The following is a 25245-nucleotide window of genomic DNA, read 5'->3' on the forward strand; positions in this document are numbered from 1 at the left end:
ACCTTTATATTGCCAGGGTAAATAGGTGGCTTGAAATAATTAACCTGATGAATGTAATGCTTAATTAATTGTTGTTCATTATCTATTTTAGCTTATATTCCCATTTCACAAGAGCTTCCAACTTTTCTTCACTATAATCATATCTATCATAATGGACTGATGATACGTCATGTAAAGCATGATGCTGTATTCTATCACGAATCTCTTTTGTAATTTTAATTTGCCCGGCCAAAGTTTTGAACGTCCTTCTAAAATCGCGGGGACTGAATCCATCAATATTATTATTTATACAGTATCGCTTAATGTTATCTAACAGCAAGTCACTGGACATAAACATTGTATATCCGTTTGAAAACTTACCCTGTTTTCCAAGAGTTACTTTCCTCTCCAGGTTAGCTAATTTCTTTTCATGGTTATGATTGGGGAAAATATACTCATGTTCTGGATAACGTGAAATCATTATATCGAGTAACTTAATTGCCGTATCACAAAGGATAAAATGATACCATTTTTTGTTTTGGAAAATGAAGGTGGAATAGATAAAACCATGTTTGTTTTGTCGTGATATTTATTCGGTAAAGCCATAATCTCATACGGGCGCTGGCCTCCACAGAAAAAATTAACTGTATGAGAACAGTAATATCGGGATTAAAGAAATCAACCTGTGTTTGTTTAAGCAACAAAGAAAGTTCATCAAAGCTAAGGAATATTTCACCGATATATGATTCATCTTCTGAAACTTCGAGCACTGGTATAGCAGAAACCGGATTGAAGGGAATATCAAACATAACGTTCGGTTAATCCAGTAAATGTAATTTTCCGCACTTCACTCCCCATGAAAAGAGAGTGTGCATGTAAGAACGAATCTGGTTTACCCAGGGACGCTTTTGAGTGCGTTTATGAACGTAATTTAGGATCGCGCGTATATCATTTGTTGTGATTTTCTTTGCAATAGTGGTCTCCGGTAGCATTCCGCTGTCAGAAATCACAGATCGCAGGGTTTCATAGTGATGATAGCTACGTTTGCCTGAAGCAATAAAATCTGTTTTATGCGCTTCGAAGAGATCAGCAAGCGTCCCGTATTTTGAAGAGACTTTGATAACGTCCTGACATGAAGAAAGGCTTTCGAACTTCTCAACAGCGCTACTGATTGACATAGCCGGGTAGTCACCCAGTGTCTGAAATTTTGCTGCTTTGCCCACAAAATGACGGTACACGAAAGTCTTGCGTCCAGAAGGGTAAACACGTACATCCACACGACCCGTCCCGCGCTCGCCGCTTGCTTGATAAGCTATGTAAGCGGCGGCTTTTGGGGGAAGGCTATCAAGAGCTTTAGCAGTAAAGTTTATTTGCTTTATTCATATCCTTTGCATAATGAGCGCATACATATTCGCAGTTCAAGCTCATAAACTAGTGCAAAATAAACTGTTTCTTAAACTATGCGGTAATAAGCAAGGCTACCTCAAGCTACGGATAAAAAATCAATAAAATCAATGTATTTTAACTTGAATTACCACGCTTTTTTATCAATTATTTTGACATTTTTTTATGTGAGAGAGGGCCGAGGTGAGGGCACCAGACCGCACCCGCCTTCACGCCCGGTGGCGCTGCGCTTACCGGGCCTACATGTTCGGGGCCGTTATTATTTCGCAGGTCGGGTAAGGCGCAGCCGTCACCCGGCACCTCCCCTTCACCTTTATCGTGACTCCCCTCCCAATTCTGTTTCGATCCACAGGATCTTTTATTTGTAATCGATTACTTTTCATTTGAACTTTTTTGTAATCGATTACTTTTTCCGGGTGAGGCTTATCATGGTGTCAACTGAAAGTAGTGAAAAGGCGATAACACAGCACCGGCTACTGGTGCCGCGGCTGTCGCTGATGATGTTTCTGCAATTTTTTATCTGGGGTAGCTGGTCGGTCACGCTTGGCCTGGTGATGACCCAGCACAACATGTCTCTGCTGATTGGCGATGCGTTCTCCGCCGGGCCAATCGCCTCGATTCTCTCGCCGTTCGTGCTCGGGATGCTGGTGGACCGCTTCTTCGCCTCGCAGAAGGTGATGGCGGTGATGCACCTCGCGGGCGCGGCGATCCTCTGGTTCGTGCCGGGGGCGCTGATTGCCGAGAACGGCGCGCTGCTGATTGGCCTGCTGTTTGGCTACACGCTCTGCTACATGCCGACGCTGGCGCTGACCAACAACATCGCGTTCCATAGCCTGGCGAACGTGGATAAAACCTTCCCGGTGGTGCGCGTGTTCGGCACCATCGGCTGGATCGTGGCGGGCATTTTCATCGGCGTCACCGGCGTGGCGTCCAGCGTTACCATCTTTCAGGTGGCGGCGGCCAGCTCCGTGCTGCTGGCGCTTTACAGCCTGACGCTGCCGCACACTCCAGCCCCGGCGAAAGGCCTGCCGGTTAAGGTGCGGGATCTCTTCTGCGCGGATGCGTTTGCGCTGCTCAAAACTCGCCACTTTTTCGTCTTCTCCGTCTGCGCGATGCTGATCTCCGTCCCGCTCGGCACCTATTACGCCTACACCGCCTCGTATCTGGCGGATGCAGGAATTGCCGACGTCAGCACCGCCATGTCCTTCGGGCAGATGTCCGAGATCTTCTTCATGCTGGTCATTCCGCTGCTGTTCCGCCGCACGGGGGTGAAAATCATGCTGCTGATCGGCATGCTGGCGTGGTTTGTGCGCTACGCCATGTTCGCGCTGGGCGTCAGCGAGGAGGGGCGCATTCTGCTGTATCTCGGCATTCTGCTCCACGGCGTCTGCTACGATTTCTTCTTTGTCGTCGGCTTTATCTACACCGACCAGGTGGCAGGCGAAAAGGTCAAAGGCCAGGCCCAGAGCATGATCGTGATGTTCACCTACGGCATCGGCATGCTCCTCGGCTCGCAGATTTCCGGCGCGCTCTATAACCGCCTGGTGGCAGGGCAGACCGTGCCGCAGGCGTGGGTGACATTCTGGTGGATCCCGGCGGTGGCGGCCGCGGCGATCGCGCTGATTTTCCTTCTCACGTTTAAGTATGACGATGACAAGGCGTAACGTTCAGGAGGTGGTATGAGGACGATGAAAGGACCCGGCATTTTTCTGTCGCAGTTTATTGGCGCAGAAGCGCCGTTTAATTCGCTCGACGGGCTGGCTGAATGGGCGGCAGGTAAAGGTTATAAGGCGGTGCAGATCCCCTGCAACCATCCGCACATCTTTGACGTCGAGAAAGCCGCAGAGAGCCAGGCCTACTGCGATGACATCGCCGCTACGCTGGCCGCGCACGGGCTGGTTATCAGCGAGCTGTCTACCCATCTGGAAGGGCAGCTCGTGGCGGTGAACCCCGCCTACAGCGACGCGTTTGACCACTTCGCGCCCGCATCAGTGCGCGGTAACGATGCTGCCCGTCGGGCGTGGGCCACGGAGAAGCTGAAGCAGGCGGCGGTCGCCTCGGCAAGATTAGGTCTGAAAGCGCACGCCACCTTCTCCGGCTCGCTGGCGTGGCCGTTTTTCTATCCGTGGCCGCCGCATAACGAGCAGCGTTTTCAGGAAGCGTTCGAGGAGCTGGCAACCCGCTGGCGGCCAATTCTGGATACCTTTGGCGAGCAGGGGGTGGACGTCTGCTTTGAACTGCATCCCGGGGAAGATCTGCACGACGGCGTGACCTTCGAGCGTTTTCTGGCGCTCGTGGATAATCATCCGCGCTGCAACATCCTCTTTGATCCGAGCCATATGCTGCTCCAGCAGATGGACTATCTGGCCTTTATCGACATCTTCCATGCGCGTATTAAAGCGTTCCACGTGAAGGATGCCGAGTTTCGCCCCGGCGGGCGCAGCGGCGTGTACGGCGGCTACCAGCCGTGGATCAACCGCGCCGGTCGCTTCCGTTCGCCCGGTGACGGGCAGATCGACTTTAAGGGCATTTTCAGCAAGCTGACCCAGTACGACTATGACGGCTGGGCTGTGCTGGAGTGGGAGTGCTGCCTGAAGGATGGCGATACCGGGGCGAGTGAAGGCAGCGAATTTATTCGCCGCCATATCATTCCCGTTTCCGGACGGGCGTTTGACGATTTCGCCGCAGGGGGCAGCCATGATTAACGTCGGGATCGTCGGCAGCGGGTTTATTGGCCCGGCACATATCGAGGCGCTCAGGCGCCTCGGGTTTGTTCAGGTGGTCGCGCTGTGCGACGGCTCGCTCGTTAAGGCGCAGGAAAAGGCGCGCCTGCTAAACGTACCGCACGCGTACGGCAGCGTTGAGGAGCTTCTCGCGCACCCTGATTTGCACGTGGTGCACAACTGCACGCCGAACCACCTGCACGCACAGATTAACCGCCAGATCCTGCGCGCGGGCAAACACGTGTTTTCCGAAAAGCCGTTGTGCATGACGCCTGAGGAGGCGCGCGAGCTGGTGGCGCTGGCGGAGCAGGCGGGCGTGGTGCATGGCGTGAGCTTCGTCTATCGCCAGTTTGCGATGGTGCGTCAGGCGGCGAGCATGCTGCGCGCAAGCAGCCTCGGGCGGATTTTTGCCTCACACGGCAGCTACCTACAGGACTGGATGCTGCTGGAAACCGACTACAACTGGCGGGTGGATGCCGCGCTCGGCGGCGCATCGCGCGCGGTGGCGGATATCGGCTCCCACTGGTGCGACACGGTGCAGTTCGTCACCGGGCGGCGCATTACCGAGGTGATGGCTGATTTATCCATCGTCTGGCCGACGCGCAGGGCCAGCAAGGGCGGGAATCAAACCTTCTCCCATGACGAACAGGCGGAGTATGAAGACAAACCAGTCACGACCGAAGACTTTGGCTCGGTGCTGTTCCGCTTTGACGACGGCAGCAAAGGCAGCTTTAGCGTCTCGCAGGTAAGCGCCGGGCGAAAAAACCGTCTGACCTTTGAGATCAACGGCAGCGAGCGGTCGGTGGCATGGGATCAGGAGATCCCGCAGCAGCTGTGGATCGGCCATCGCGCGCAGGCCAACCAGACGCTCACTGACGATCCGGGGCTGATGAACCCTGACGTGGCCGACAGCGCCCATTTCCCTGGCGGGCATATTGAAGGCTGGCCGGATGCCTTCAAAAATATGATGGCGCAGTTCTACCGCGCCGTGCAGGCGGGCGCAATGCCAGAGACGCCGCAGTTTGCGACGTTTCACGATGGCGCAAACGTGATGTATATCATTGATGCCATAGTGAAAAGCCATCAGCAGCAGCGCTGGGTGCGCGTGGAATGCTGACGCATTGCCCGGTTCGCCGGGCAACAAATTTATGGTAGCCTGCACAAAACGCTAACCGCAGGATGTATCGTCGCTATGTCAATTCAGAAAATCGCTCAGCTGGCCGGGGTTTCCGTGGCGACGGTCTCCCGCGTGCTGAATAACAGCGACACCGTGAAGGCGAAAAACCGCGAGCGCGTTCTGCAGGCGATTCAGGAGAGCAACTACCAGCCAAACCTGCTCGCCCGTCAGCTGCGCACCGCCCGCAGCTATATGATCCTGGTGATGGTGTCCAACATCGCCAACCCGTTCTGCGCCGAAGTGGTGAAGGGCATCGAAGCCGAGGCGGAGAAAAACGGCTACCGCATTCTGCTGTGCAACTCCGGCTCGGACATCGAGCGCTCCCGCTCGGGCTTGAGCCTGCTCTCCGGCAAAATCGTCGACGGCATTATCACCATGGACGCCTTCTCGAAGCTGCCGGAACTTGCCGCGCTGATTGGTTCTGCACCGTGGGTGCAGTGCGCCGAATATGCCGATGCGGGCGCGGTCTCCTGCGTCGGCATCAATGATGTGGACGCTTCACAGCATGCCGTCAGCCAGCTGGCCGACGGCGGCCGCAAGCGTATCGCGATGATCAACCACGATCTCAGCTACAAATATGCCCGCCTGCGCGAACGCGGCTACAAGAGCGTGATCCACCTGCGGGATCTGGACTATCAGGTGGTGGAGTATGCCAGCGATCTCAGCTCCGGGGCGGGCATGGCGGCGATGCAAAACCTGTTAAAAGATAATCCGCCGGATGCGGTATTTGCCGTTTCCGATACGCTGGCGGCGGGCGCGTTGCGCGCCATTCAACAGGCAGGTCTGCGGGTACCAGAGGATATTGCCGTGGTCGGCTTTGACGGTACGGAGCTGGCGGACATGATTTCACTCACCACCATCGAACAGCCGTCGCGGGATATCGGGCGCAAGGCGGTCAATCTTCTCTTAAACAAAATCGACAACCCGGATGCGCCCACGGAAAGGGTGATGATGGACTGGCGCTTTATTTCCCGCGCCAGCACCTGATTATCTGGCAATAACGCCTGCCAGGGAGCGAATATCGTTCCCGGTCGGCGACTGGTGAATACGCAGGCCAAACTCATCCACTACCGCGAAAATATGGTCGAAGATATCGGCCTGAATATCTTCGTATTCCGCCCAGATTACCGTATTGGTAAAGGCATATATTTCAATCGGCAGCCCGTTGGCATCCGGCGCCAGCTGACGCACCATCAGCGTCATATCTTTACGAATACGCGGATGGTTACGCAGATATTCATTCAGGTAGGCGCGGAAGGTGCCGATATTGGTCATCTTGCGCAGGTTTAATACCGATTCCCCTTCGCCGTTCTGCTGATTCCACAGGCTGATTTCCTCATGGCGCGCGGCCAGATAAGGCTTCAGCAGTTTTGCCTGAATTAGCTTCTGCTGCTCCTGCTCGTCGAGAAAATGAATGCTGGTGGTATCGATATTCAGGCTGCGCTTGATGCGTCGCCCGCCGGAGGCGGACATCCCGCTCCAGTTGATAAAGGCGTCGGAGACCAGCGCCCACGTCGGAATGGTGGTGATGGTGTTATCGAAGTTGCGTACTTTAACGGTCGTCAGGCCGATGTCCGTCACCGTACCATTAGCGCCGTACTTCGGCATCTCCAGCCAGTCGCCGAGCTTGAGCATGTCGTTGGCGGAAAGCTGAATACCCGCCACAAGGCCGAGTATCGGGTCTTTAAACACCAGCATCAGGACGGCGGCCATCGCACCCAGACCGCTGATCAGAATCGCCGGGGACTGGCCGATCAGCAGGGAGATAATCAATATCCCCACCAGGATAGCGCTCACCAGCTTGATGCCCTGGAAGATCCCCTTCAGCGGCAGCTGCGAGGCGGTCGCCATCTTTTGCGACAGATTAAATATCACGTCCAGCAGCGAGAAGAAGGAGAGCAGGGCATACACCATCACCCACAGCTTCGCGCAGGTGGTGAGTATTTCCGCCGCTTCGCTGCCTTTTTGCAGCCACAGTACCGCCTGAACGTTGACGATTATCCCCTGCAGGGTAAAGGCCAGACGGTGAAATAATTTATTCTGGGTAATGATTTGCAGCCATAAATGGCTACTGGCCTGCGCGCGTTTCTCGAATGCGCGCAGCACCAGTTTGTGCAAAATAAAATGAACAATGATGGCGGTGAGAAAAATAATACCAAAGATAATCACTAAAGAGGTGGTGTGATTAATTTCAATCCCTAACTCTTCAACCTGAGCAATTAATTCCTGCATAACGTCTCCTGTATTGTTGCAGCCCCATAATGGCGGCTGCGGATCTATTATGCAAATTCACAGGGTTATTTGGCGGCCTCACAGACCTTCACTACCGGCAGGCAGAGACGATGACGCATGCGCAGCGTCGCCAGCGCCAGGATAACCATCAGGCCGGTTTCCACCGCCAGGAAAAGGTTAATCGCCTGCGCGTAATCCCCGTAGTAATGCTGCAGCCCGTGCAGCAAAATCGCCCCGAAAATGGCCGGTCCCAGACCCAGCGCGGCCTGCTGCAGCGTGCTGAGAATGGCGCTTGCGGCCCCTGCGTCGTCAGGCTGGATGTCGCGCATCCCGATGCGGTAGAAGCTGTTTACAATCAGCGCCTGACCGTAGCCCACCAGCCCGGTGGCAGGGGCCAGCGTCAGCGCGGTATTGTTCACGCCCCAAAGCCGGAACGTCGCGATGAGCGCCAGCAGGCCGATTATCTGAATTGCCAGACCCGTCAGCAGAATCGTGCTGGTACTGTAGCGGGCAATTAACCGTGGCGCGAACCAGGCAGAGATAAAATAGGTCACGCCCAGGGCGATAAAGCTGTTCCCGGACTGCCACGGCGCCATCCCCAGACCGGTCTGCATGGTCAGCGCCATACAGAACATAAACCCGGACCAGACGCTGAAAAAGAGCAGCGCAATCACGATGCCAAAGCGAACGCTGCGAAGCTGAAGCAGGCGTGGCGGGATCAGCGGATGGGCATTCTCTCGCTCCTTTTTGCGTGCGTTCTGCGCCATCAGCCAGGCCAGCGGAATAATGGCAAGAAGCATAACCTTCAGCGACCACGGCCAGTGCCACTGCGGACCGAGCGCCATCGGGAACAGCAGGCAGCAAAGAATGAGGGCCAGCAGCACGGTGCCTGTCCAGTCGATGCGCGACGGCGTTTCACGTCGGGTTTCCGGCACGTAGCGGCGGCTTAACGCCAGCACCACCAGACAAATCGGCACGTTGATAAAGAAGGCGTTACGCCAGCCCAGCCCGGCGATATCCGCCGACACCAGCCAGCCGCCGCCCATCTGCCCGACGATAAACGCAATCCCGCCAATGCCGCCAAACAGGCTAATGGCTTTCGCGTGGGCGCTCTCTTTTAGCGTGACGTGCAGCGTGGCGAGGATCTGCGGCATGATGAGCGCTGCCCCCGCGCCCTGAACGATGCGTGCGGCCAGCAGTAGTTCAATATTTCCCGCCATCCCGCACAGCAGCGAGGCCAGCCCAAAAACTGCCACGCCCCACATAAACAGGCGACGGCGGCCACGGTTATCCCCCAGCTTGCTGCCGAGCGCAAGGCAGACGGCAAAGGCCACGCCGTAGAGAGCGACAATGAGCTCCAGCTCGGTGGCGGTGGCGTGCAGCGAGTGGGTGATGGCGTCCAGCGCCACGTTGGTGATTGAGGTATCAATCATCGGCAGCATCTGGCCGGTTAACAGCAATATCAGGCCTGCGCGACCCGGTGAAACAACTGACGTATTCATGGTAACTCCATTGCGTCATTCATCAGATGGTCGTAGCATCAACCATCTGATAAACGGGTACCAGTTCTTGCTTATACTGGTACTGGCACTACCATGCAGGGGGATTTATGGCCTTGATGTCTGAACCCGTCACCTCACTTCAGGATGACACCCGAAAACAGCTGGGGGCATTTTTACGCGCCCGGCGGGAAAGCCTCGATCCCCAGCGTCTCGGCCTGCCGCGCAGCGGTCGGCGGCGCACGCCGGGCCTGCGCCGGGAAGAGGTGGCGATGCTCGCTGACGTGGGCGTGACCTGGTACACCTGGCTTGAGCAGGGCAGGGACGTCAACCCCTCCAGCGCAGTGATGGCCGCCATCGCAAAAGCGCTGCAATGCACCCCGACCGAGGCCCGGCATCTTTTCGTGCTCGCCGGCTTGCCGCCGGGTGAAGCCCCGCAGGCGGTCTGCTGCGAGGGCATCAGCGAAGGCACGCGCCGACTGCTCGATACCCTGATGCCTAAACCCGCCAGCATTCAGAAGCCCAACTTCGACATCGTCGCGTGGAATGACAGCTTCGGGCATCTCATGGGCGTCGATTTCAACGCCATACCGCCGGAAGACCGCAACTGTATTTACCTGTTCCTTACCCATCCGGCGTGGCGTGCGCGTCTCGGCAGACGCGACGACGTGCTGCCGATTTTCGTCTCCTATTTCCGCGCGGCGATGGCCGAGCACCGGGGCGACCCGCGGTGGGAAGCCAAACTGGCGCGCTTCTTCGCGGTGTCCGAAGAGTTCAAAACCCTGTGGCACCAGCGCAACGACGTGCGCGGCGTAGAGAACCAGCTCAAGCTGTTTACCCATCCAGAACTGGGAGATTTTACGATGCAGCAGATGTACTGGTACTCCGCGCCGCGAAACGGATCGCGGCTACTGGTGTATCTCCCGGTGGATGAGGCGGGGGAAAGGGCGATGGAATGGCTGGCGGCGCAGGGGAAGTAAGTTTTTTGCGAGGCGCTTTCAGGTAATCAAAGCGGCTCCGGTTCTTCCTGTTAAAAATGGGTAAGGTGGGACACGAAAAGCTAAATTAGCCTTTAATGCAAATTGCCTTATATGCTAATATCATCAGGGATGAAATATCGTGTTCAGACTTATCGTTCATGAGGCGGTAAGGGAAGAGATTCTCTTACTACCTGCTGGGGTGAAGGCGAAGCTGATTCGCCAGCTTGATAAATTGCGTTTAAACCCGACGGCTCTTCGGGAACCTGACAGCAAACCATTGCCGCATGGCCTGTTTGAAATAAGGACCGTTGGGCTGATCCATACCCGAGGTATCTATGTTTACCAGCGGGAAAAGACGATTTTTCTTTTGCGCGTGTTTGTTAAGAAGACGCAAAAAACGCCCTCTGCTGAACTTCGTCTGGCACTGAAGCGACAACAGGAGATGTTGGATGAGCAAGAAGATTATTGACTGGGATGAACTCAGGGCTGAACTGTTAAGCGATTCAGAGGTTCAGGCTTCCTTTGATGCAGAAGAGCGCAAGGAGCGTTTGCGGGAGATGCTGGCGCAATGGCGCAATCATGCTGGCCTGACGCGCGCCCAGGTGGCGGAGCGGATGGGCGTCAGCGCACCAACGGTATCAAGAATGGAAGCGAATATTACCCGGGCGAGTCTCGATACATTAACGCGTTATGCGCTGGTGTGCGGGATAAAGCATCCGCAGATTACGCTCTATTGACGCTTAATCAACTTACTGAATTTACGCGATTTCTATTGGAAGTTAAGTTGACTATACTTATGCGATGAGAAACAACTAATGTCGCCACTGATGATTGATTCCGCAGACTTCAGCCAAAAACTCGGCCTTATCTCCCGAAACGTCGAACACACCGAAGCTTTCCTGGCACGAGGTACGGCGGATTTTCATCTGCCGGGGTTTCTGCTGCCTGTGGGATACCGGCTCCTGAAATCGCGTTATGGTGATGAATATCGTCTTGTGACCACCGATGACGGCAAACCTTATACGGCGTATGCCGTAAAGCTTACATTTCATAAAGAAATTACCTTTCCCCACGGTGCCGCCACGCAGGTGATGGTGTGGCGTACACCGCGTGCCGTTCATCAACGCGTGATAAGCGGGTTGCCACAACTCTTTTTTCAGTGGGTGCTCAGCGAAGACGACATCGTTGTCTCTGACAGCGAACAAACAGGAGACGCGCAACGGTTCTGGCTGCGCATGATCGACTGGGCGTTTACCATGAACTATCGCATTAGCGTGGCGGACGGTACAGTGGGAGAAGAATGGACGTTAACGCCCGTAAACTCTTACGCCGAGCTGGAAGAGCGCTGGATTGCCTTTGCCTGGGGAAGCGATCGCGATGTACATCCACACCGCAGGCTGGTCATCAGTAAAACGTAACGGGCCGCGTGCAGCGACCCGTTTGAATCAGCACTCAGTCACAATCGTGCTCAGCGGCAGACGAGACTTCGGCAGCGTGGCGTTAAAATCTTCCACGCTGTGATGCCCGACCGGGACCACCACCAGGCTGGTGAAGCCTTTCTCTTTCAGACCAAACTCTTCATCCAGAATCGCCGCGTCAAAGCCTTCAATCGGCACCGCGTCCAGACCCATCGCGGCCACGCCCAGCAGGAAGTTACCGACGTTCAGGTAAACCTGTTTCGCCATCCACTGGTCGTCATCTTTCAGATCCACGCGGTGCATATCGGCGAAGTAGGTGCGGCCCTTATGGTTCGCGGCTTTAGCTTCCGGCGTGTTGAAACGGCCATCGGCCTCTTCCTGGTCGACAACGCGTTCCAGCCAGGCGTCGTCCATCGCGGTTTTCGCGCAGAACACCACCACGTGAGAGGCGTCCAGCATTTTGCGTTCGTTGAACACGTAAGTGCCCGCCGCGGATTTCGCCACGCGGGCTTTACCTTCCTCGGTGCTGGCCACAATGAAGTGCCACGGCTGGGAGTTGGTGCTGGACGGGCTGTACTGCAGCAGGGTTTTGATTTTCTCTGCTTCTTCAGCGGTCAGTTTTTTGGTTGGGTCGAACGCCTTGGTAGAGTGGCGTTTCAGGGCGACAGAAATGATATCCATAACTACTCCTGGTAATGAAATTCGCCCGTGCGCGGGCGCGAAAGGAGAGCAGATTACCGCGCGAAGCGGCAAAAGATAAGTGCGATTCGAGCGGTTATACTGTTCGGCGCAGACGAACAATCAGGCAGGGCGTATCCATTTCTGGTCTTTTTTCGGCAGCTTATCGACGACCAGGTTCCACGAATCCGCGATCAGGTCGGCGACCAGTTCTGGCGTGATGTCCTCGGTGCCGTAGAGCGAAATCCAGTGTTTTTTATTGAGGTGGTAACCCGGCTCAACGCCACGGTAAATCTGCTGATTTAACAAGGATTTTTCCGGGTCGGATTTCAGGCTAACGTGGGGGCGTCCGTGCGCGGTGGCCATCAGCATAAAAATTTTCCCGCCCACCTTAAACACGTCGTATTCGGGGCCAAACGGCCAGCAGTGTTCGGTGAAAGGCATCTCCAGCGCGACGCGTTGTGCGTGCGCCTGCAGGGATTTACTGTCCATCGTTATCCTCCTGAGCCAGCCCGCGCCACATGGCTTCGAAACCCAGCGCTTTAAAATCGGTGGCGCGGGACGGATCGCGGGTGGCAAACTCCATGGTGGTTTCCGCCAGCGATAAGAAAAGCGCATCGCCAAACGTTTTGAATTCATCGGACATAAACACCGGGCGCACCGAACGACGGCATAGCTCGTGAAGTTCCGGAAACATCTCTTTCACCGCCTGTTCCGTTTCAGCGCTTAGCTTTTCACTCACGCCAATCTGGCGGATCGCCGCATGCGCCACGGGGTTACGAATCCCCCAGTCCACGTAGCTGTTCCAGATATTGCGGGTATGCTCTTTAGGAAGCGTGAGGGTGCGATCGAGGTTCGCCAGCATGGTCTGGCAGAGATCCTGCTTGAGGTGCAGGTAAAGGGCATTCAGCAGATCGTCTTTTGTAGCAAAGTAGCGAAACAGCGTGCCTTCAGCGACGCCCGCATTACGGGCAATTAACGCCGTTGAGGCGGCAATACCTGACTGTGCAAATGCCACCGTCGCGGCTTCCAGTAAGGCCTGTTTTTTATCTTCACTCTTCGGACGTGCCACTAAATTTTTCCCCCTTTCAATTATAAAAACCCTGATTGAAACACGTGCTTTGACACGCTGCAACGCGGAATGTCAAAGATCGAAAACGTCTTGACGACTTTATCATCATATCTATAATGAGTGCTTACTCACTCATAATCAAGTTTCCCCGCGTAAACCATCGGATGGCGCGCGTTTTCGGGTCAGGATATGAAAAAGCCTCTCTTCATCTGCGTGGTGTTCCTCATGATTATTGCTTCAGCTGCGAGTTTACCGTTTGTTCTGAATGCCGGATTTGGCCAGCCGCCGCAGGGTGCGCAGCTTACGGAAGTGGAGGCTTCTCCGCACTATCGCGACGGGAAGTTCCACAACGCGCTCCCGACGCCTGGCTTTACCGGGCAGCAAAACATGCTGGTGGCGTGGTGGCAGTTCCTGACCCGTAAAACCGAAAACGCTCGTCCGGCGCAGCCGCTGCCGCTGGTGAAAACCGATCTGGCGAGCCTGCCTCTGGAGCAGGATACGCTGGTGTGGCTCGGCCACTCCTCGTGGTATATGCAACTGGCGGGAAAACGCATTCTGATCGACCCGGTCCTCGGCAACTACGCCGCGCCGTTCTCGTTCCTCAATAAAGCGTTTGCGGGAGAGTATCCGTGGCGCGCGGAGAGCATGCCGGAAATCGACCTGCTGATTATCTCGCACGATCACTACGACCATCTGGACTACGCCACCATCCGGGCGCTACTGCCGAAGGTGAAGCGCGTCGTCACGCCGCTCGGCGTGGGATCCCACCTGCGCTACTGGGGAATGAAGCCTGAGATTATCGACGAACGGGACTGGAACCAGTCGGTGCACATCAGCGATGCGCTGACGGTTCACGTCCTGCCCGCGCGCCACTTCTCGGGGCGCGGCATTAAGCGTGACCAGACCCTGTGGGGCAGCTTCATGTTTGTCACGCGAGAGCAGAAGGTCTACTACAGCGGCGATTCCGGTTATGGCCCGCACTTTAAGGCCATCGGCGAGCAGTTTGGCGAAGTGGATTTAGCCATCATGGAAAACGGCCAGTACGACCAGGACTGGAAGTACATCCACATGCTGCCGGTTGAAACGGCGCAGGCCTCGGCGGACCTCAATGCGAAAGCGGTGGTGCCGGGGCATAACGGACGCTTCGTGCTGGCGAAACACACCTGGAACGATCCGCTGATCCAGCTGGCGCGGGCCAGCAAGGACAAAAATTATCGGCTGCTGACGCCGGAGCTGGGTGAGCCGGTCCGGGTGAGCGATAGCACGCAACAATTTCGTGAGTGGTGGGAATAATGTTGAACCAAGAAACAGAGGGGGAGAGCAGCATGACGATTTCCGCTCAGGTCATTGATACGATTGTCGAATGGATCGATGACAACCTACACCAGCCGCTACGCATCGAAGAGATCGCCCGCCACGCGGGTTACTCCAAGTGGCATTTACAGCGGCTGTTTATGCAGTACAAAGGCGAAAGCCTGGGGCGCTACATCCGCGAGCGCAAGCTGCTGCTGGCGGCGCGGGATCTGCGTGAATCTGACGAGCGCGTGTACGAAATCTGCCTGCGCTACGGCTTTGAATCGCAGCAGACCTTTACACGCATCTTTACCCGCACCTTCCATCAGCCGCCCGGGGCTTACCGCAAAGAGAACCATAGTCGGGCGCATTGAAATTGACGAAACAAAGGCCGGGTAAGGCATCGCTGCTACCCGGCTTTTTTATTGGCCTACGACGCCAGTGAAAACCAGCGGCGCCAGACGAAACGCAGGATGAAGAATTCGATAGCGCCGAGCAGTAAAAACCATACGCAGAACAAAATGGTGTAGAGCTGGTTCAGATCGACCATATGAAAGGTTTGAACCAGCTTCTGCGCCAGCACCAGACCCAGCGACGGCGCGGGTAGCAGTAAGCAAGAGATCAGGGCCATCAATAAAATGCCCCCCGCAGTCAGCAGCGATTCCAACGGGTGTTTCATCGTAATGTTAATCGTCAGTTAAAAATGTCATTGTCCGGCATCCTTTAACGTAAAGCAATATCAACCCGTCGGCCCTTTTTAAATTAAATAATTCCTTCCCCCGAAGAATAATGCGCGGAAGGAGAATAATTTAATCCTGATGATTAAATTAATATCGCGCTATGTAAATAAATGTCTGCATCACGAAAATAATTTTACAAACATATAGGTGCTATATCCAATTAACGTCGCAATAACAATGGCTGCGACAATGTATAACGCCAGGCGCCGTCCGCGATAAATACCAAACATGGTTCCCCCTCGTTTAGGATTGGTTTAGAAATATTTTGTAAAAATCAGCTCATCGAAATAATTTTAATCAATTCTGAATAACCCAGTGGTAAATATATTGCGGTAGATCAATTTTACCCGCAAGACTTTAAAATCAATTTATTTAAGCCAGAAAGGAATTCAGGCTTCTGTTCACCGGAAATTGAAGGAAAAATATGATGACTGAAAAAAAATACTCCCCAAACGTGCCGCCTTCCGGCGGGCTGGCATACCAGCAGACCGCAGAGCAGGTGCTTACCCACGTGCAGAGCCAGGCCAGCGGTCTGGATCGTGCAGAGGCGCAGGCGCGTCTGCAAAAAACAGGGCCGAACGCGCTGCCGGAGAAAAAAGGTAAACCCGCCTGGCTGCGTTTTTTGGCCCATTTTAACGATGTGCTGATTTACGTTCTGCTGGCCGCCGCGGTATTAACGGCGGTAATGGGTCACTGGGTCGATACGCTGGTAATTTTGGGCGTGGCGGTCATCAATGCGCTAATTGGCCATATTCAGGAAAGCAACGCAGAAAAATCGCTGAAGAGTATTCGCAATATGCTTTCCAGTGAGGCGCGCGTTATTCGCAACGGCAACCATGAAACCATACCAACGACGGAAATAGTTCCGGGCGATATTATTGTATTGCGCGCGGGGGATCGTATTCCGGCGGATATGCGTTTAATCGAAGCGCATAATTTACGCGTGGAGGAGGCGATTCTGACCGGTGAGTCCACCGTGGTGGATAAACACACGAATTCGCTGAGCGGCGAATTACCGCTGGGCGACCGCACCAATATGGTCTTCTCAGGAACGACCGTGAGCGCGGGCGGCGGCGTCGGCGTGGTCACCGCGACCGGTAAGGATACGGAACTCGGCCACATCAACCAGATGATGGCGGGCATTGAAAAGCACCGTACCCCGCTGCTGGTGCAGATGGACAAGCTCGGTAAAGCCATCTTCGTCATTATTCTGGCGATGATGGCCGCGCTGTTCGTCTTCAGCCTGATGTTCCGCGAGATCCCGATGGGCGAGCTGCTGCTCTCCCTGATCAGCCTGGCGGTCGCCTCCGTACCGGAAGGTCTGCCGGCGATTATCTCCATCATCCTCTCCCTGGGCGTACAGGCGATGGCACGCAAGCGGGCGATTATCCGCAAGCTGCCGACGGTTGAAACGCTGGGCGCGATGACCGTGGTCTGCTCGGATAAAACCGGGACCCTGACCATGAACGAGATGACGGTAAAAGCCATCATCACCGCCGACGTCTGCTACCGCGTGGACGGTAACAGCTACGAGCCGGTAGGCAATATCTACCTGGAAGGCAGCGACGAGCCGGTGCAGATCCAGCCGGGCACTGTCCTGGAGCAGTACCTGCGCACCGTTGACCTGTGCAACGACAGCCAGCTGATTCAGGACGAGCGCGGCCTGTGGGGCATTACCGGTGGGCCGACCGAGGGCGCGCTGAAGGTGCTGGCGGCGAAGGCCAGCCTTGAGCCGGTGGCGACCACGCTGGTTAACAAGATCCCGTTCGATTCTCAGTACAAGTACATGAGCACCCACTACCAGATTGGTGGTGAGGAGCAGATTTTGATTACCGGCGCGCCGGACGTCATTTTCGCCCTGTGCAACCAGCAGCAGACGCGCAACGGTGCGGAAGCCTTCAACCGCGCGTACTGGGAAACGGAGATGGAGCGCTATGCGCGTCAGGGGCTGCGCATGGTTGCCGCGGCGTTCAAGCCGGCGAACGGCGAGCAGGCGTTAACGCACGACGACCTGAGCCACGGCCTGATTTTCCTCGGCATTGCCGGAATGATGGATCCGCCGCGCCCGGAAGCGATTGATGCGATTAACGCCTGCCAGCAGGCGGGGATCCGCGTCAAGATGATCACCGGCGATCACCCGCAGACGGCGATGAGCATCGGCCAGATGCTGGGGATCAGCAACAGCGAGCAGGCGGTCACCGGCTATCAGCTGGAGAAAATGGACGACGCCGAGCTGGCGGAAGCGGCGGTGAAGTATGACATCTTCGCCCGTACCAGCCCGGAGCATAAGCTGCGCCTGGTGAAAGCGCTACAGGACAAAGGTGAAATCGTCGGCATGACCGGTGACGGCGTAAACGATGCCCCGGCGCTGCGCCAGGCGGACGTCGGCATCGCGATGGGCATTAAGGGCACGGAAGTCACCAAAGAGGCGGCGGACATGGTCCTGACGGATGATAACTTCGCCACCATCGCCAGCGCGGTGAAAGAGGGGCGTCGCGTTTACGACAACCTGAAGAAAACCATCCTGTTCATCATGCCGACCAACCTGGCGCAGGGGCTGCTGATTGTGATTGCGCTGCTGGCGGGGAACATCATTCCGCTAACGCCAGTGCTGATTCTGTGGATGAACATGGCGACCTCCGCCACGCTCTCCTTCGGCCTGGCCTTTGAGGCCGCCGAGCGCAACATCATGCGCCGCCCGCCGCGCCAGACCGGGCAGCACGTGATGGATGCCTACGCCGTATGGCGCGTGGCCTTCGTCGGCACCATGATTGCCATCGCCGCCTTTGCGCTTGAAGCCTGGCTGGCCCCGCGCGGGCACAGCGCGGAGTTCATCCGCACCGTGCTGCTGCAGATGCTGGTCTGCGCCCAGTGGGTGTACATGATTAACTGCCGCAACACCGAAGGGTTCTCCCTCAACCGCGGCCTGCTGGCGAACAAAGGGATCTGGCTGGTGACGGGCGTACTGTTCCTGCTCCAGGCGGCCATTATCTACCTGCCGTTTATGCAGATGCTGTTCGGCACCGAAGCGCTGCCGCTGCGCTACTGGTTCGTGACGCTGGCGGTGGCTGGGGTGATGTTCTTCGTCGTCGAAATCGAGAAGCGACTGACCCGCAGGTTCCGTAAGGCTGCATAACGAAAATCTTACCCCTCACCCTAACCCTCGCCCCTTTGGGGAGAGGGCCGGGGTGAGGGGAGAAACAACGCTGAGGTACTCCCATGAAACTTCCACTCCTGTTCGCCCTTCTTGTCAGTACCCTGCAACCCGTCTTCGCCGCCGCGATCCCCGTTCGCGTCGCCACCGTGGAGCAGACCGCCCATGCCGCCGAGCGCCAGATCCCGGGCCGCATCGAAGCCATTCACACCGTCGAGCTGCGCGCGCGTACGGAAGGCGTGATAACGAAAATCAACTTCCGCGACGGGCAATACGTGAAAAAAGGCGACGTGCTGTTCGAGCTGGACGACGCCGAGCCGCGCGCTGCCCTGCGTCTGGCGCAGGCTGAAGTGAGAAGCGCTGAAGCCACGCTGCGTCAGGCGCAGCAGCAGCTTTCCCGCTTCGAAAGCCTGGGCAGCAGCAACGCCATCAGCCGTCACGACGTGGATAATGCCCGCATGCAGCGCGATGTGGCGAGCGCCGCGCTGGAGCAGGCGAAAGCCCGGCTCGACACCCGCAGCGTCACCCTGAACTACACCCGCATCACCTCGCCGATTGCCGGTCGCGTGGGCCACAGCCAGTTCCACGTGGGCAGCCTGGTGAATCCTGCCAGCGGCGTGCTGGTGGAGGTGGTGCAGCTCGATCCCATCCGCATCGCCTTTGCGCTGGAAGAGGGGGCGTTTGCCACCAAAGTCGGACAGCACGCGGATATCAGCGCCATGAAGCAGGCCTGGCAGGCGCTGATCGACAGCAACGGCCAGCGCGTCGGCGGGGAACTTACCTCCGTGGACAACCGGATCGACCCGCGCACCGCCAGCGTGATGCTGCGCGCCGAGTTTGCTAACCCGCGCCACCAGCTGCTGCCCGGCGGCAACGTGAATGTCTATTTGCGTCCGGCGAGCGAGCAGCCGGTGCTGACGCTGCCTGCCGCCGCGGTCCAGCAGAACGGCGACGGGTTCTTCGCCTGGGTGGTTAACGCCGACGGCAAAGCCGAAAGGCGCCCGCTAAACGTGGCCGGCCAGATCGGCCAGCAGTTTCAGATTGCCTCCGGCGTGAAGCCCGGTGAGCGAGCGATTACCGACGGCGCGCAGCGCGTGCAGCCCGGCGCTGCCGTCCAGATACTCAATTAAGGAGCCATCATGCTGACGTTTTTCATCAAACGCCCGCGCTTCGCGATGGTGATTGCGCTGGTCATCACCCTGCTGGGGGCCATCGCGCTGAGGATCATTCCGGTGGAGCAGTACCCGCAGATCACCCCGCCGGTGGTGAATGTGTCTGCCAGCTGGCCGGGCGCCAGCTCGGCTGACGTGGCGGAGGCCATCGCCACGCCGCTGGAGACCCAGCTGAACGGCGTGGATCACATGCTCTATATGGAGTCCACCAGTTCGGACGAAGGCACCTACAGCCTGAACATCACCTTTGCGGCGGGCACCGATCCGGATCTCGCCGCCATCGACGTGCAGAACCGCGTGGCGCAGGCCGTGGCGCAGCTGCCCACCGAGGCGCAGCAAAACGGCGTGCAGGTGCACAAGCGCGCCACCAACCTGATGATGGGGGTAAGTCTTTACTCACCGAATAACAGCCACACGCCACTGTTCGTCAGCAACTACGCCAGCACTCAGGTGCGCGAGGCGCTGTCGCGTCTGCCGGGCGTTGGGCAGGTGCAGATGTTCGGCGCGCGCGACTACAGCATGCGCATCTGGCTGCGTCCGGACCGCATGAACGCCCTGAACGTCACCACCGATGACGTGGCGCAGGCGCTGCGCGAGCAGAACGTACAGGGCGCGGCGGGTCAGGTGGGCACGCCGCCGGTGTTTAACGGCCAGCAGCAGACCCTGACCATCAACGGGCTGGGGCGCTTAAGCCAGGCCGAAGAGTTTGCCGACATTATCATCCGCGCGGGTGAGATGGGCCAGCTGGTGCGCCTGAAGGACGTCGCCACCATCGAGCTCGGTTCGCGCAGCTACAGCTCGGGCGCCCAGCTGAACGGGCATGACTCTGCTTACCTTGGCATCTACCCAACGCCGTCCGCCAACGCCCTGCGCGTGGCCGACGCGGTGCGCGCGGAGCTGGAGCGTCTCTCGACGCGCTTCCCGGACGACCTGGTCTACGAGGTAAAATTCGACACCACTACCTTCGTTGCCGCCACCATTAAAGAGATTGGCGTCTCGCTGGCGCTGACCATGCTGGCGGTTGTGGTGGTCGTTTCCCTGTTCCTGCAAAGCTGGCGCGCGACGCTGATTGTCGCCCTCGCCATTCCGGTGTCGTTGGTGGGCACCTTTGCGATGCTCTACGCGCTCGGCTACTCCGCCAACACGCTGAGCCTGTTCGCCCTTATTCTGGCGCTGACCATGGTGGTGGATGATGCCATCGTGGTGGTGGAAAGCGTCGAAACCCTGATGGCGGAAGGGCAGAGCCGCACGGCGGCGACCGCGCTGGCGCTGCGCCAGATTGCCGGGCCGGTGATTGCTACCACGCTGGTGCTGCTGGCGGTGTTTGTGCCGGTGGCGCTCCTGCCGGGAATTGTGGGCGAGCTGTACCGCCAGTTCGCGGTGACGCTTTCGACCGCCGTCACGCTCTCAAGCCTGGTGGCGCTGACCCTGACGCCCGCGCTCTGTGCCATGCTGCTGCGCCCGCGTCCGGCGAAGCCTGCCGCCATTTTCCGTGGGTTCAACCGTGGGCTGGACGCCACGCGCACGCTTTACACCCGGATAGTGAGCGTGTTCAACCGACGTCCGTGGCTGGCGCTGCTGGCCACCGCAGGCGCGGCGGCGGTGGTGGCGTTCAGCTTTATGTCGATGCCAAAGGGCTTCCTGCCCCAGGAAGATCAGGGCTACTTCTTCGCCAGCGTCCAGCTGCCGGAGGCGGCCTCGCTGGAGCGCACCGAAGCGGTAATGACCACAGCGCGCGCGCTGATCGCTAAAAACCCGGCGGTGGAAGACGTCATTCAGGTCTCCGGGTTTAACATCCTCAACGGCACCAGCGCCTCCAACGGCGGGTTTATCTCCATCATGCTGAAGGACTGGAGCGAGCGCCCGCCGCTGGACGAGGTGATGGGCACCCTTCAGCGCCAGCTGCTGGCCCTGCCGGAAGCGACCATCATGACCTTCGCGCCGCCGACGCTGCCGGGGCTGGGCAACGCCTCTGGCTTCGACCTGCGCATTCAGGCGCAGGCGGGGCAGAGCCCGGCGGAGCTGGAGCGCGTCACGCGTGAGGTGCTGGCGAAAGCCAACCAGCATCCGCAGCTGAGCCGCGTGTTCACCACCTGGAGCAGCAACGTGCCGCAGCTGACGCTGACCGTTGACCGCGAGCGTGCGGCCCGGCTCGACGTGCCGGTGTCGCGCATCTTCAGCAGCCTGCAAACCGCCTTCGGCGGCACGCGCGCCGGGGATTTCAGCGTCAACAACCGCGTTTACCACGTGGTGATGCAGAACGAGATGCAGTGGCGCGAGCGCGCGGAGCAAATCAGCGAGCTGTTCGTGCGCAGCAACAGCGGCGAACGGGTGCGTCTGAGCAACCTCGTCACCATCACGCCGACCGTCGGCGCGCCATTTATTCAGCAGTACAACCAGTTCCCGTCGGTATCGGTAAGCGGTTCGGCAGCGGAAGGGGTAAGCAGCAGCACCGCGATGGCGGCGATGGGCGAAATTCTGGCGCAGAGCCTGCCTGCCGGGTACGACTACGCCTGGAGCGGCATGTCGTATCAGGAGCAGCAGACCGGCAACCAGGCGGTATGGATTGTGCTGGCGGCGGTGGTGATGGCGTGGCTGTTCCTCGTCGCCCAGTACGAGAGCTGGACGCTCCCGGCGAGCGTGATGCTCTCGGTGCTGTTCGCCATCGGCGGGGCGCTGGTGTGGCTATGGCTGGCGGGCTACGCCAACGACGTGTACGTGCAGATCGGTCTGGTCTTGCTGATCGCGTTAGCGGCGAAAAACGCGATTCTTATCGTGGAGTTCGCCCGCGCGCGGCGGATGGACGGGATGGCGATTGTCGATGCCGCGCGGGAAGGGGCATCGCGCCGCTTCCGCGCGGTGATGATGACCGCCGTGTCGTTCATCATCGGCGTCCTGCCGATGATGCTGGCGACCGGGGCGGGTGCTCAGAGCCGCCGCATCATTGGCACCACGGTGTTCAGCGGCATGCTGGTGGCAACCGTGGTAGGGATTGTGTTTATCCCCGCGCTGTTCGTGCTGTTCCAGCGCCTGCGCGAGTGGGGCCACGGCCTTACGGACTCGTCGCCCACAGCTCGCAGTGCTTCTGAACCAGAGAAATCAGCGAGCCGCCGTCGGCGATGAAGTCCCGCATGCGCTGCGCCTCGCTCTTGCCCTGCTTTAACAGCAGGGCAATTTCCTTGATGGCGCTCGTTGCGCCGAGCTTCTCGGCCGACGGCGCCACCTGCTCCAGCAGCCAGGCGATATCCTCCGCCACGGTTTTGTGCTCGCCGGTATGCACGTCCGTCAGAACCCCCTCCAGCCCGTAGCGACACGCCTGAAAACGGTTAAAGCGGTACAGCAGAAAATCCCGCTCCTGATGCTTATACGGCCGCGTGGTCAGCAGCCAGTGCGACGTCGCCTGAATCAGTCCGGCGATGTTAATCGCGTGGCCGAGCGTCAGCGGGGTATCCATCACCCGTACCTCGACGGTACCAAAGTGCGGGCTGGGGCGGATGTCCCAGTGCAGATCTTTAATGCTGTCGATCATGCTGGTAGCGCTCAGGCGGCGAAACAGCCCTTCGAACTCCTGCCAGCTGTTAACCCACGGCATCTGGCCGTTATCCGGGAACCCGGAGAAGATGTTGAGCCGCGACGAGGAGAACTTCGTATCGGTGCCCTGCATGTACGGCGAGGCGGCCGCCAGGGCGATAAAGTGCGGCACGAAGCGCGACAGGCCATGCAGGAGGTAAATGGCGTCATCCCCGGTCCGGCAGCCGACGTGCACGTGCTGTCCGAACACCGTTGCCTGCAAAATCAGGTAGCCAAAGCGCTCCAGCGTGACGTTATAGCGCTCGTCGTCGCACACCTCCTGACGCTGCCACTTCTGGAACGGGTGCGTCCCGCCGCCGCAGATCTGGATGTGCTGCTCCGCCGCCGCGCGCAGGATGCTCTGCTGCATCACCGAGAACTGCGCCGCCGCCTGGTCAATGTTCTGGCACACGCCGGTGGCGATTTCGAGCATGCTTTCGGTGATGTCGTGTTTGACTTCGCCGCCTTTGATGTCGTCTTTGACGGCGGCGATGAGGGCAGAGGAGTCCTGGCTCAGATCGTAGCCCGGCGGGTTAACCACCTGCAGTTCGAGTTCGATGCCGAGGGTGAACGGTTCAGAGGATTTGAAATCAGGTAAAGGCATGGCGCACTCCGTTGTCTGTTAATGTTGAGTATAGACAACGGGTGTGGCGCGCTCGTCTCAGGGTGGTATAACTGATAGCAGGCTTAGCAAAAGGGGAGTGACTCATGTCTGACCATCCAACCATTGCGCTGATTGGTCCCGGTGCGATAGGGACCACTATTGCCGCGGTGTTGCATGACGCGGGCCGCACGCCGCTGCTCTGCGGACGCACCGCGCATCCGGAATTACGCCTGCGTTACGACGAGGGGGAAACGGTTGTGCCTGGTCCGGTATTAACCGACCCGACGGCCATCACGCGCCCCGTTGACCTCGTGTTTATCGCGGTAAAAACGACGCAAAATGCCGACAGCGCCGGGTGGCTGCGCGCGCTGTGCGATGAAAAGACCGTGGTCTGCGCGCTGCAAAACGGCGTAGAGCAGAAGGCGCAGCTTGAGCCATTGGTCAGTGGCGCAACGGTGCTGCCGTCGGTGGTCTGGTTCCCGGCGCAGCGCGAGCCGGATGCCTCCGTCTGGCTCCGGGCGAAGCCGCGCCTGACGCTGCCGGACCTGCCCCAGGCGCAGCGGGTGGTCGAAGCGCTTCGTGATACGCGCTGCGCGGTTGAGCTCTCGGAAGATTTCGCCACCGTCGCCTGGCGCAAGCTGCTGCAAAACGCGGTCGCCGGGCTGATGGTGCTGGCCAACCGCCGCGCCGGGATGTTCAGGCGCGAGGATGTCAGCGAGCTGGCGCTGGCCTACCTGCGCGAAGGGCTGACCGTCGCCCGCGCTGAAGGGGCGAAGCTGAACGATGACGTGGCGCAGGAGATCCTGGCGAACTTCCAGCAAGCGCCTGAGAACCTGGGTACGTCGATTCTCGCTGACCGTCAGGCGGATCGCCCGATGGAGTGGGATATCCGCAACGGCGTTATCCAGCGCTACGGCCGCAGGCACGGGATTGCGGTGCCCATCAGCGACGTGGTGGTGCCGCTGCTGGCGACGGGGAGCGAGGGGCCGGGCTAACGGCCGCTGTTTTTCCGTTCGGCGAGGGTGTCCGCGGAGCAATAATCTGGGGATAGTCAGCCTTAAACACATATGCGAAACTTACCGCTTCTGAAAAAATGTGGTGGGACCCGCTCAATGTCAGAACCAACTTCGCAGTGCCTTTTCAGTGAAGGACTGATCGCTTTTCCTGAAGGTTATCAGGATCGTACCGTCAACGTATTCGCGCCGCCCGCTGCGGATGCGCCAGCGTTCAATATCTCCCGCGATGCCCTCAACCCCGGCGAAGCGCTTGCCGCGTATATCGATCGCCAGCTCGCCCTGATGGCAAAACACATCAAGGGCTGGAAGCAGGATGAGCGCAGCGCCGCGACGCTGGGCGACGGCCTTTTGCAGGGTGAAACCGTCCATGCAAGCTACCTGCGCGACGGGAAACGCATCTGGCAGCAGCAGGCCGTATTTAACGTCAAGAACGATAAAATTCTGGTGTTCACCATGACCTGCACTCGCGCGCCGGGCGATGCCGACGGCGCGCTGTTTGGCGATCTTCTCAGGAGCTTCCGCTTCCACCATTAA

24 protein-coding genes and 1 pseudogene are annotated in these 25245 nt (G+C 58.1%); 15 read left to right on the top strand and 10 right to left on the bottom strand.

Going from position 1 to position 25245, the window contains the following annotated elements:
• Window positions 1–82 precede the first annotated feature (82 nt).
• From IB212_RS05705 to IB212_RS05715, 3 genes and pseudogenes are all read right to left on the bottom strand, one after another.
• Window positions 83–268: pseudogene (locus tag IB212_RS05705) on the bottom strand (hypothetical protein); the annotation flags it as partial.
• 217 nt (window positions 269–485) lie between these two features.
• Window positions 486–788, bottom strand: a complete 303-nt coding sequence (locus tag IB212_RS05710) for a hypothetical protein (protein ID WP_041911009.1) — start codon at window positions 786–788, stop codon at window positions 486–488.
• Between the two features lie 9 nt (window positions 789–797).
• Entirely contained in the window at window positions 798–1256 is a 459-nt protein-coding gene (locus IB212_RS05715) for an Arm DNA-binding domain-containing protein (RefSeq protein WP_071993735.1), read from the bottom strand.
• 555 nt (window positions 1257–1811) lie between these two features.
• Here IB212_RS05715 and IB212_RS05720 point away from each other — a divergent pair.
• From IB212_RS05720 to IB212_RS05735, 4 genes are all read left to right on the top strand, one after another.
• Entirely contained in the window at window positions 1812–3047 is a 1236-nt protein-coding gene (locus tag IB212_RS05720) for an MFS transporter (protein ID WP_041912046.1), read from the top strand.
• A 15-nt stretch (window positions 3048–3062) separates the two neighbouring features.
• A complete protein-coding gene (locus IB212_RS05725; RefSeq protein ID WP_041911008.1) occupies window positions 3063–4088 on the top strand; it encodes a sugar phosphate isomerase/epimerase in 1026 nt (341 codons plus the stop codon).
• Window positions 4081–5223 (top strand): Gfo/Idh/MocA family protein, encoded by a 1143-nt coding sequence (locus IB212_RS05730; RefSeq protein ID WP_041911007.1) that lies wholly within the window; start codon window positions 4081–4083, stop codon window positions 5221–5223. The genes IB212_RS05725 and IB212_RS05730 overlap by 8 nt, the downstream gene beginning before the upstream one ends.
• A gap of 75 nt (window positions 5224–5298) precedes the next feature.
• Window positions 5299–6270, top strand: coding sequence for a LacI family DNA-binding transcriptional regulator (locus IB212_RS05735; protein WP_041911006.1), 972 nt, complete (start codon window positions 5299–5301; stop codon window positions 6268–6270).
• Here IB212_RS05735 and IB212_RS05740 read toward each other — a convergent pair whose 3' ends face one another.
• Window positions 6271–7515 carry a mechanosensitive ion channel family protein gene (locus tag IB212_RS05740; protein WP_041911005.1) on the bottom strand — a complete coding sequence of 415 codons (1245 nt, stop codon included), beginning with the start codon at window positions 7513–7515 and terminating at the stop codon, window positions 6271–6273.
• Window positions 7516–7580: 65 nt separating this feature from the next.
• On the bottom strand, window positions 7581–9017 hold the full coding sequence (locus IB212_RS05745) for an MFS transporter (RefSeq protein ID WP_041911004.1): 1437 nt from the start codon (window positions 9015–9017) through the stop codon (window positions 7581–7583).
• A 107-nt stretch (window positions 9018–9124) separates the two neighbouring features.
• Here IB212_RS05745 and IB212_RS05750 point away from each other — a divergent pair, with 107 nt between their 5' ends.
• The 4 genes from IB212_RS05750 (at window position 9125) to IB212_RS05765 (ending at window position 11412) form a co-directional block, all read left to right on the top strand.
• Window positions 9125–9994: a helix-turn-helix transcriptional regulator gene (locus IB212_RS05750; RefSeq protein WP_041911003.1), complete on the top strand. Its 870-nt coding sequence runs from the start codon at window positions 9125–9127 to the stop codon at window positions 9992–9994.
• A 139-nt stretch (window positions 9995–10133) separates the two neighbouring features.
• Entirely contained in the window at window positions 10134–10463 is a 330-nt protein-coding gene (locus IB212_RS05755) for a type II toxin-antitoxin system RelE/ParE family toxin (protein ID WP_028012246.1), read from the top strand.
• A complete protein-coding gene (locus IB212_RS05760) occupies window positions 10444–10731 on the top strand; it encodes a helix-turn-helix domain-containing protein (RefSeq protein ID WP_028012247.1) in 288 nt (95 codons plus the stop codon). Before IB212_RS05755 ends, IB212_RS05760 begins: the two co-directional genes overlap by 20 nt.
• Window positions 10732–10809: 78 nt before the next feature.
• Entirely contained in the window at window positions 10810–11412 is a 603-nt protein-coding gene (locus tag IB212_RS05765) for a hypothetical protein (RefSeq protein WP_041911002.1), read from the top strand.
• Between the two features lie 27 nt (window positions 11413–11439).
• On the opposite strand, the gene nfsB is transcribed toward IB212_RS05765, so the two are convergent.
• The 3 genes from nfsB to IB212_RS05780 form a co-directional block, all read right to left on the bottom strand.
• Window positions 11440–12093, bottom strand: a complete 654-nt coding sequence (nfsB, locus tag IB212_RS05770) for an oxygen-insensitive NAD(P)H nitroreductase (protein WP_041911001.1) — start codon at window positions 12091–12093, stop codon at window positions 11440–11442.
• 120 nt (window positions 12094–12213) lie between these two features.
• Window positions 12214–12582, bottom strand: a complete 369-nt coding sequence (locus IB212_RS05775; protein WP_041911000.1) for an MmcQ/YjbR family DNA-binding protein — start codon at window positions 12580–12582, stop codon at window positions 12214–12216.
• Window positions 12572–13162: a TetR/AcrR family transcriptional regulator gene (locus tag IB212_RS05780; protein ID WP_028012251.1), complete on the bottom strand. Its 591-nt coding sequence runs from the start codon at window positions 13160–13162 to the stop codon at window positions 12572–12574. Before IB212_RS05780 ends, IB212_RS05775 begins: the two co-directional genes overlap by 11 nt.
• Before the next feature lie 189 nt (window positions 13163–13351).
• On the opposite strand from IB212_RS05780, the gene IB212_RS05785 reads away from it, so the two are divergent.
• Together IB212_RS05785 and IB212_RS05790 are read left to right on the top strand one after the other, a co-directional pair.
• Window positions 13352–14455 (top strand): RomA family MBL fold metallo-hydrolase, encoded by a 1104-nt coding sequence (locus IB212_RS05785; RefSeq protein ID WP_041910999.1) that lies wholly within the window; start codon window positions 13352–13354, stop codon window positions 14453–14455.
• Between the two features lie 32 nt (window positions 14456–14487).
• Window positions 14488–14829 (top strand): RamA family antibiotic efflux transcriptional regulator, encoded by a 342-nt coding sequence (locus tag IB212_RS05790; protein WP_028012253.1) that lies wholly within the window; start codon window positions 14488–14490, stop codon window positions 14827–14829.
• 56 nt (window positions 14830–14885) lie between these two features.
• Here the strand turns inward: IB212_RS05790 and IB212_RS05795 are convergent, their stop codons facing one another.
• Complete coding sequence (locus IB212_RS05795; RefSeq protein WP_041910998.1) at window positions 14886–15134, bottom strand: DUF1158 domain-containing protein; 249 nt, start codon at window positions 15132–15134, stop codon at window positions 14886–14888.
• Between the two features lie 488 nt (window positions 15135–15622).
• Here IB212_RS05795 and IB212_RS05800 point away from each other — a divergent pair, with 488 nt between their 5' ends.
• From IB212_RS05800 to IB212_RS05810, 3 genes are all read left to right on the top strand, one after another.
• Window positions 15623–18331 (top strand): cation-transporting P-type ATPase, encoded by a 2709-nt coding sequence (locus IB212_RS05800; RefSeq protein ID WP_041910997.1) that lies wholly within the window; start codon window positions 15623–15625, stop codon window positions 18329–18331.
• A gap of 83 nt (window positions 18332–18414) precedes the next feature.
• Entirely contained in the window at window positions 18415–19479 is a 1065-nt protein-coding gene (locus tag IB212_RS05805) for an efflux RND transporter periplasmic adaptor subunit (RefSeq protein ID WP_041910996.1), read from the top strand.
• 9 nt (window positions 19480–19488) lie between these two features.
• Complete coding sequence (locus tag IB212_RS05810; protein WP_041910995.1) at window positions 19489–22644, top strand: efflux RND transporter permease subunit; 3156 nt, start codon at window positions 19489–19491, stop codon at window positions 22642–22644.
• Here the strand turns inward: IB212_RS05810 and IB212_RS05815 are convergent.
• Window positions 22574–23695, bottom strand: coding sequence for a YbdK family carboxylate-amine ligase (locus IB212_RS05815; RefSeq protein WP_041910994.1), 1122 nt, complete (start codon window positions 23693–23695; stop codon window positions 22574–22576). The genes IB212_RS05810 and IB212_RS05815 overlap by 71 nt on opposite strands.
• 104 nt (window positions 23696–23799) lie before the next feature.
• Between IB212_RS05815 and IB212_RS05820 the strand changes: the two genes are divergently transcribed.
• Entirely contained in the window at window positions 23800–24690 is an 891-nt protein-coding gene (locus tag IB212_RS05820; protein ID WP_188245966.1) for an oxidoreductase, read from the top strand.
• A 117-nt stretch (window positions 24691–24807) separates the two neighbouring features.
• The gene (locus tag IB212_RS05825; protein ID WP_041910992.1) at window positions 24808–25245 is read left to right on the top strand and encodes a DcrB-related protein; all 438 of its coding nucleotides are present in this window, start codon (window positions 24808–24810) and stop codon (window positions 25243–25245) included.

This window comes from Enterobacter sp. E12 (assembly GCF_014596715.2).
Taxonomy (GTDB): Bacteria; Pseudomonadota; Gammaproteobacteria; order Enterobacterales; family Enterobacteriaceae; genus Enterobacter; species Enterobacter bugandensis.

Bases quoted from the DNA above. Each gene is read 5' to 3' on its own strand.
- IB212_RS05785 (WP_041910999.1), top strand. From the start codon at position 13,352: ATGAAAAAGCCTCTCTTCATCTGCGTGGTGTTCCTCATGATTATTGCT.
- IB212_RS05725 (WP_041911008.1), top strand. From the start codon at position 3,063: ATGAGGACGATGAAAGGACCCGGCATTTTTCTGTCGCAGTTTATTGGC.
- nfsB (WP_041911001.1), bottom strand. From the start codon at position 12,093: ATGGATATCATTTCTGTCGCCCTGAAACGCCACTCTACCAAGGCGTTC.
- IB212_RS05710 (WP_041911009.1), bottom strand. From the start codon at position 788: ATGTTTGATATTCCCTTCAATCCGGTTTCTGCTATACCAGTGCTCGAA.
- IB212_RS05740 (WP_041911005.1), bottom strand. From the start codon at position 7,515: ATGCAGGAATTAATTGCTCAGGTTGAAGAGTTAGGGATTGAAATTAAT.
- IB212_RS05760 (WP_028012247.1), top strand. From the start codon at position 10,444: ATGAGCAAGAAGATTATTGACTGGGATGAACTCAGGGCTGAACTGTTA.
- IB212_RS05820 (WP_188245966.1), top strand. From the start codon at position 23,800: ATGTCTGACCATCCAACCATTGCGCTGATTGGTCCCGGTGCGATAGGG.
- IB212_RS05750 (WP_041911003.1), top strand. From the start codon at position 9,125: ATGGCCTTGATGTCTGAACCCGTCACCTCACTTCAGGATGACACCCGA.
- IB212_RS05810 (WP_041910995.1), top strand. From the start codon at position 19,489: ATGCTGACGTTTTTCATCAAACGCCCGCGCTTCGCGATGGTGATTGCG.
- IB212_RS05790 (WP_028012253.1), top strand. From the start codon at position 14,488: ATGACGATTTCCGCTCAGGTCATTGATACGATTGTCGAATGGATCGAT.
- IB212_RS05720 (WP_041912046.1), top strand. From the start codon at position 1,812: ATGGTGTCAACTGAAAGTAGTGAAAAGGCGATAACACAGCACCGGCTA.
- IB212_RS05745 (WP_041911004.1), bottom strand. From the start codon at position 9,017: ATGAATACGTCAGTTGTTTCACCGGGTCGCGCAGGCCTGATATTGCTG.
- IB212_RS05795 (WP_041910998.1), bottom strand. From the start codon at position 15,134: ATGAAACACCCGTTGGAATCGCTGCTGACTGCGGGGGGCATTTTATTG.
- IB212_RS05765 (WP_041911002.1), top strand. From the start codon at position 10,810: ATGTCGCCACTGATGATTGATTCCGCAGACTTCAGCCAAAAACTCGGC.
- IB212_RS05730 (WP_041911007.1), top strand. From the start codon at position 4,081: ATGATTAACGTCGGGATCGTCGGCAGCGGGTTTATTGGCCCGGCACAT.
- IB212_RS05825 (WP_041910992.1), top strand. From the start codon at position 24,808: ATGTCAGAACCAACTTCGCAGTGCCTTTTCAGTGAAGGACTGATCGCT.
- IB212_RS05775 (WP_041911000.1), bottom strand. From the start codon at position 12,582: ATGGACAGTAAATCCCTGCAGGCGCACGCACAACGCGTCGCGCTGGAG.
- IB212_RS05800 (WP_041910997.1), top strand. From the start codon at position 15,623: ATGACTGAAAAAAAATACTCCCCAAACGTGCCGCCTTCCGGCGGGCTG.
- IB212_RS05815 (WP_041910994.1), bottom strand. From the start codon at position 23,695: ATGCCTTTACCTGATTTCAAATCCTCTGAACCGTTCACCCTCGGCATC.
- IB212_RS05735 (WP_041911006.1), top strand. From the start codon at position 5,299: ATGTCAATTCAGAAAATCGCTCAGCTGGCCGGGGTTTCCGTGGCGACG.
- IB212_RS05805 (WP_041910996.1), top strand. From the start codon at position 18,415: ATGAAACTTCCACTCCTGTTCGCCCTTCTTGTCAGTACCCTGCAACCC.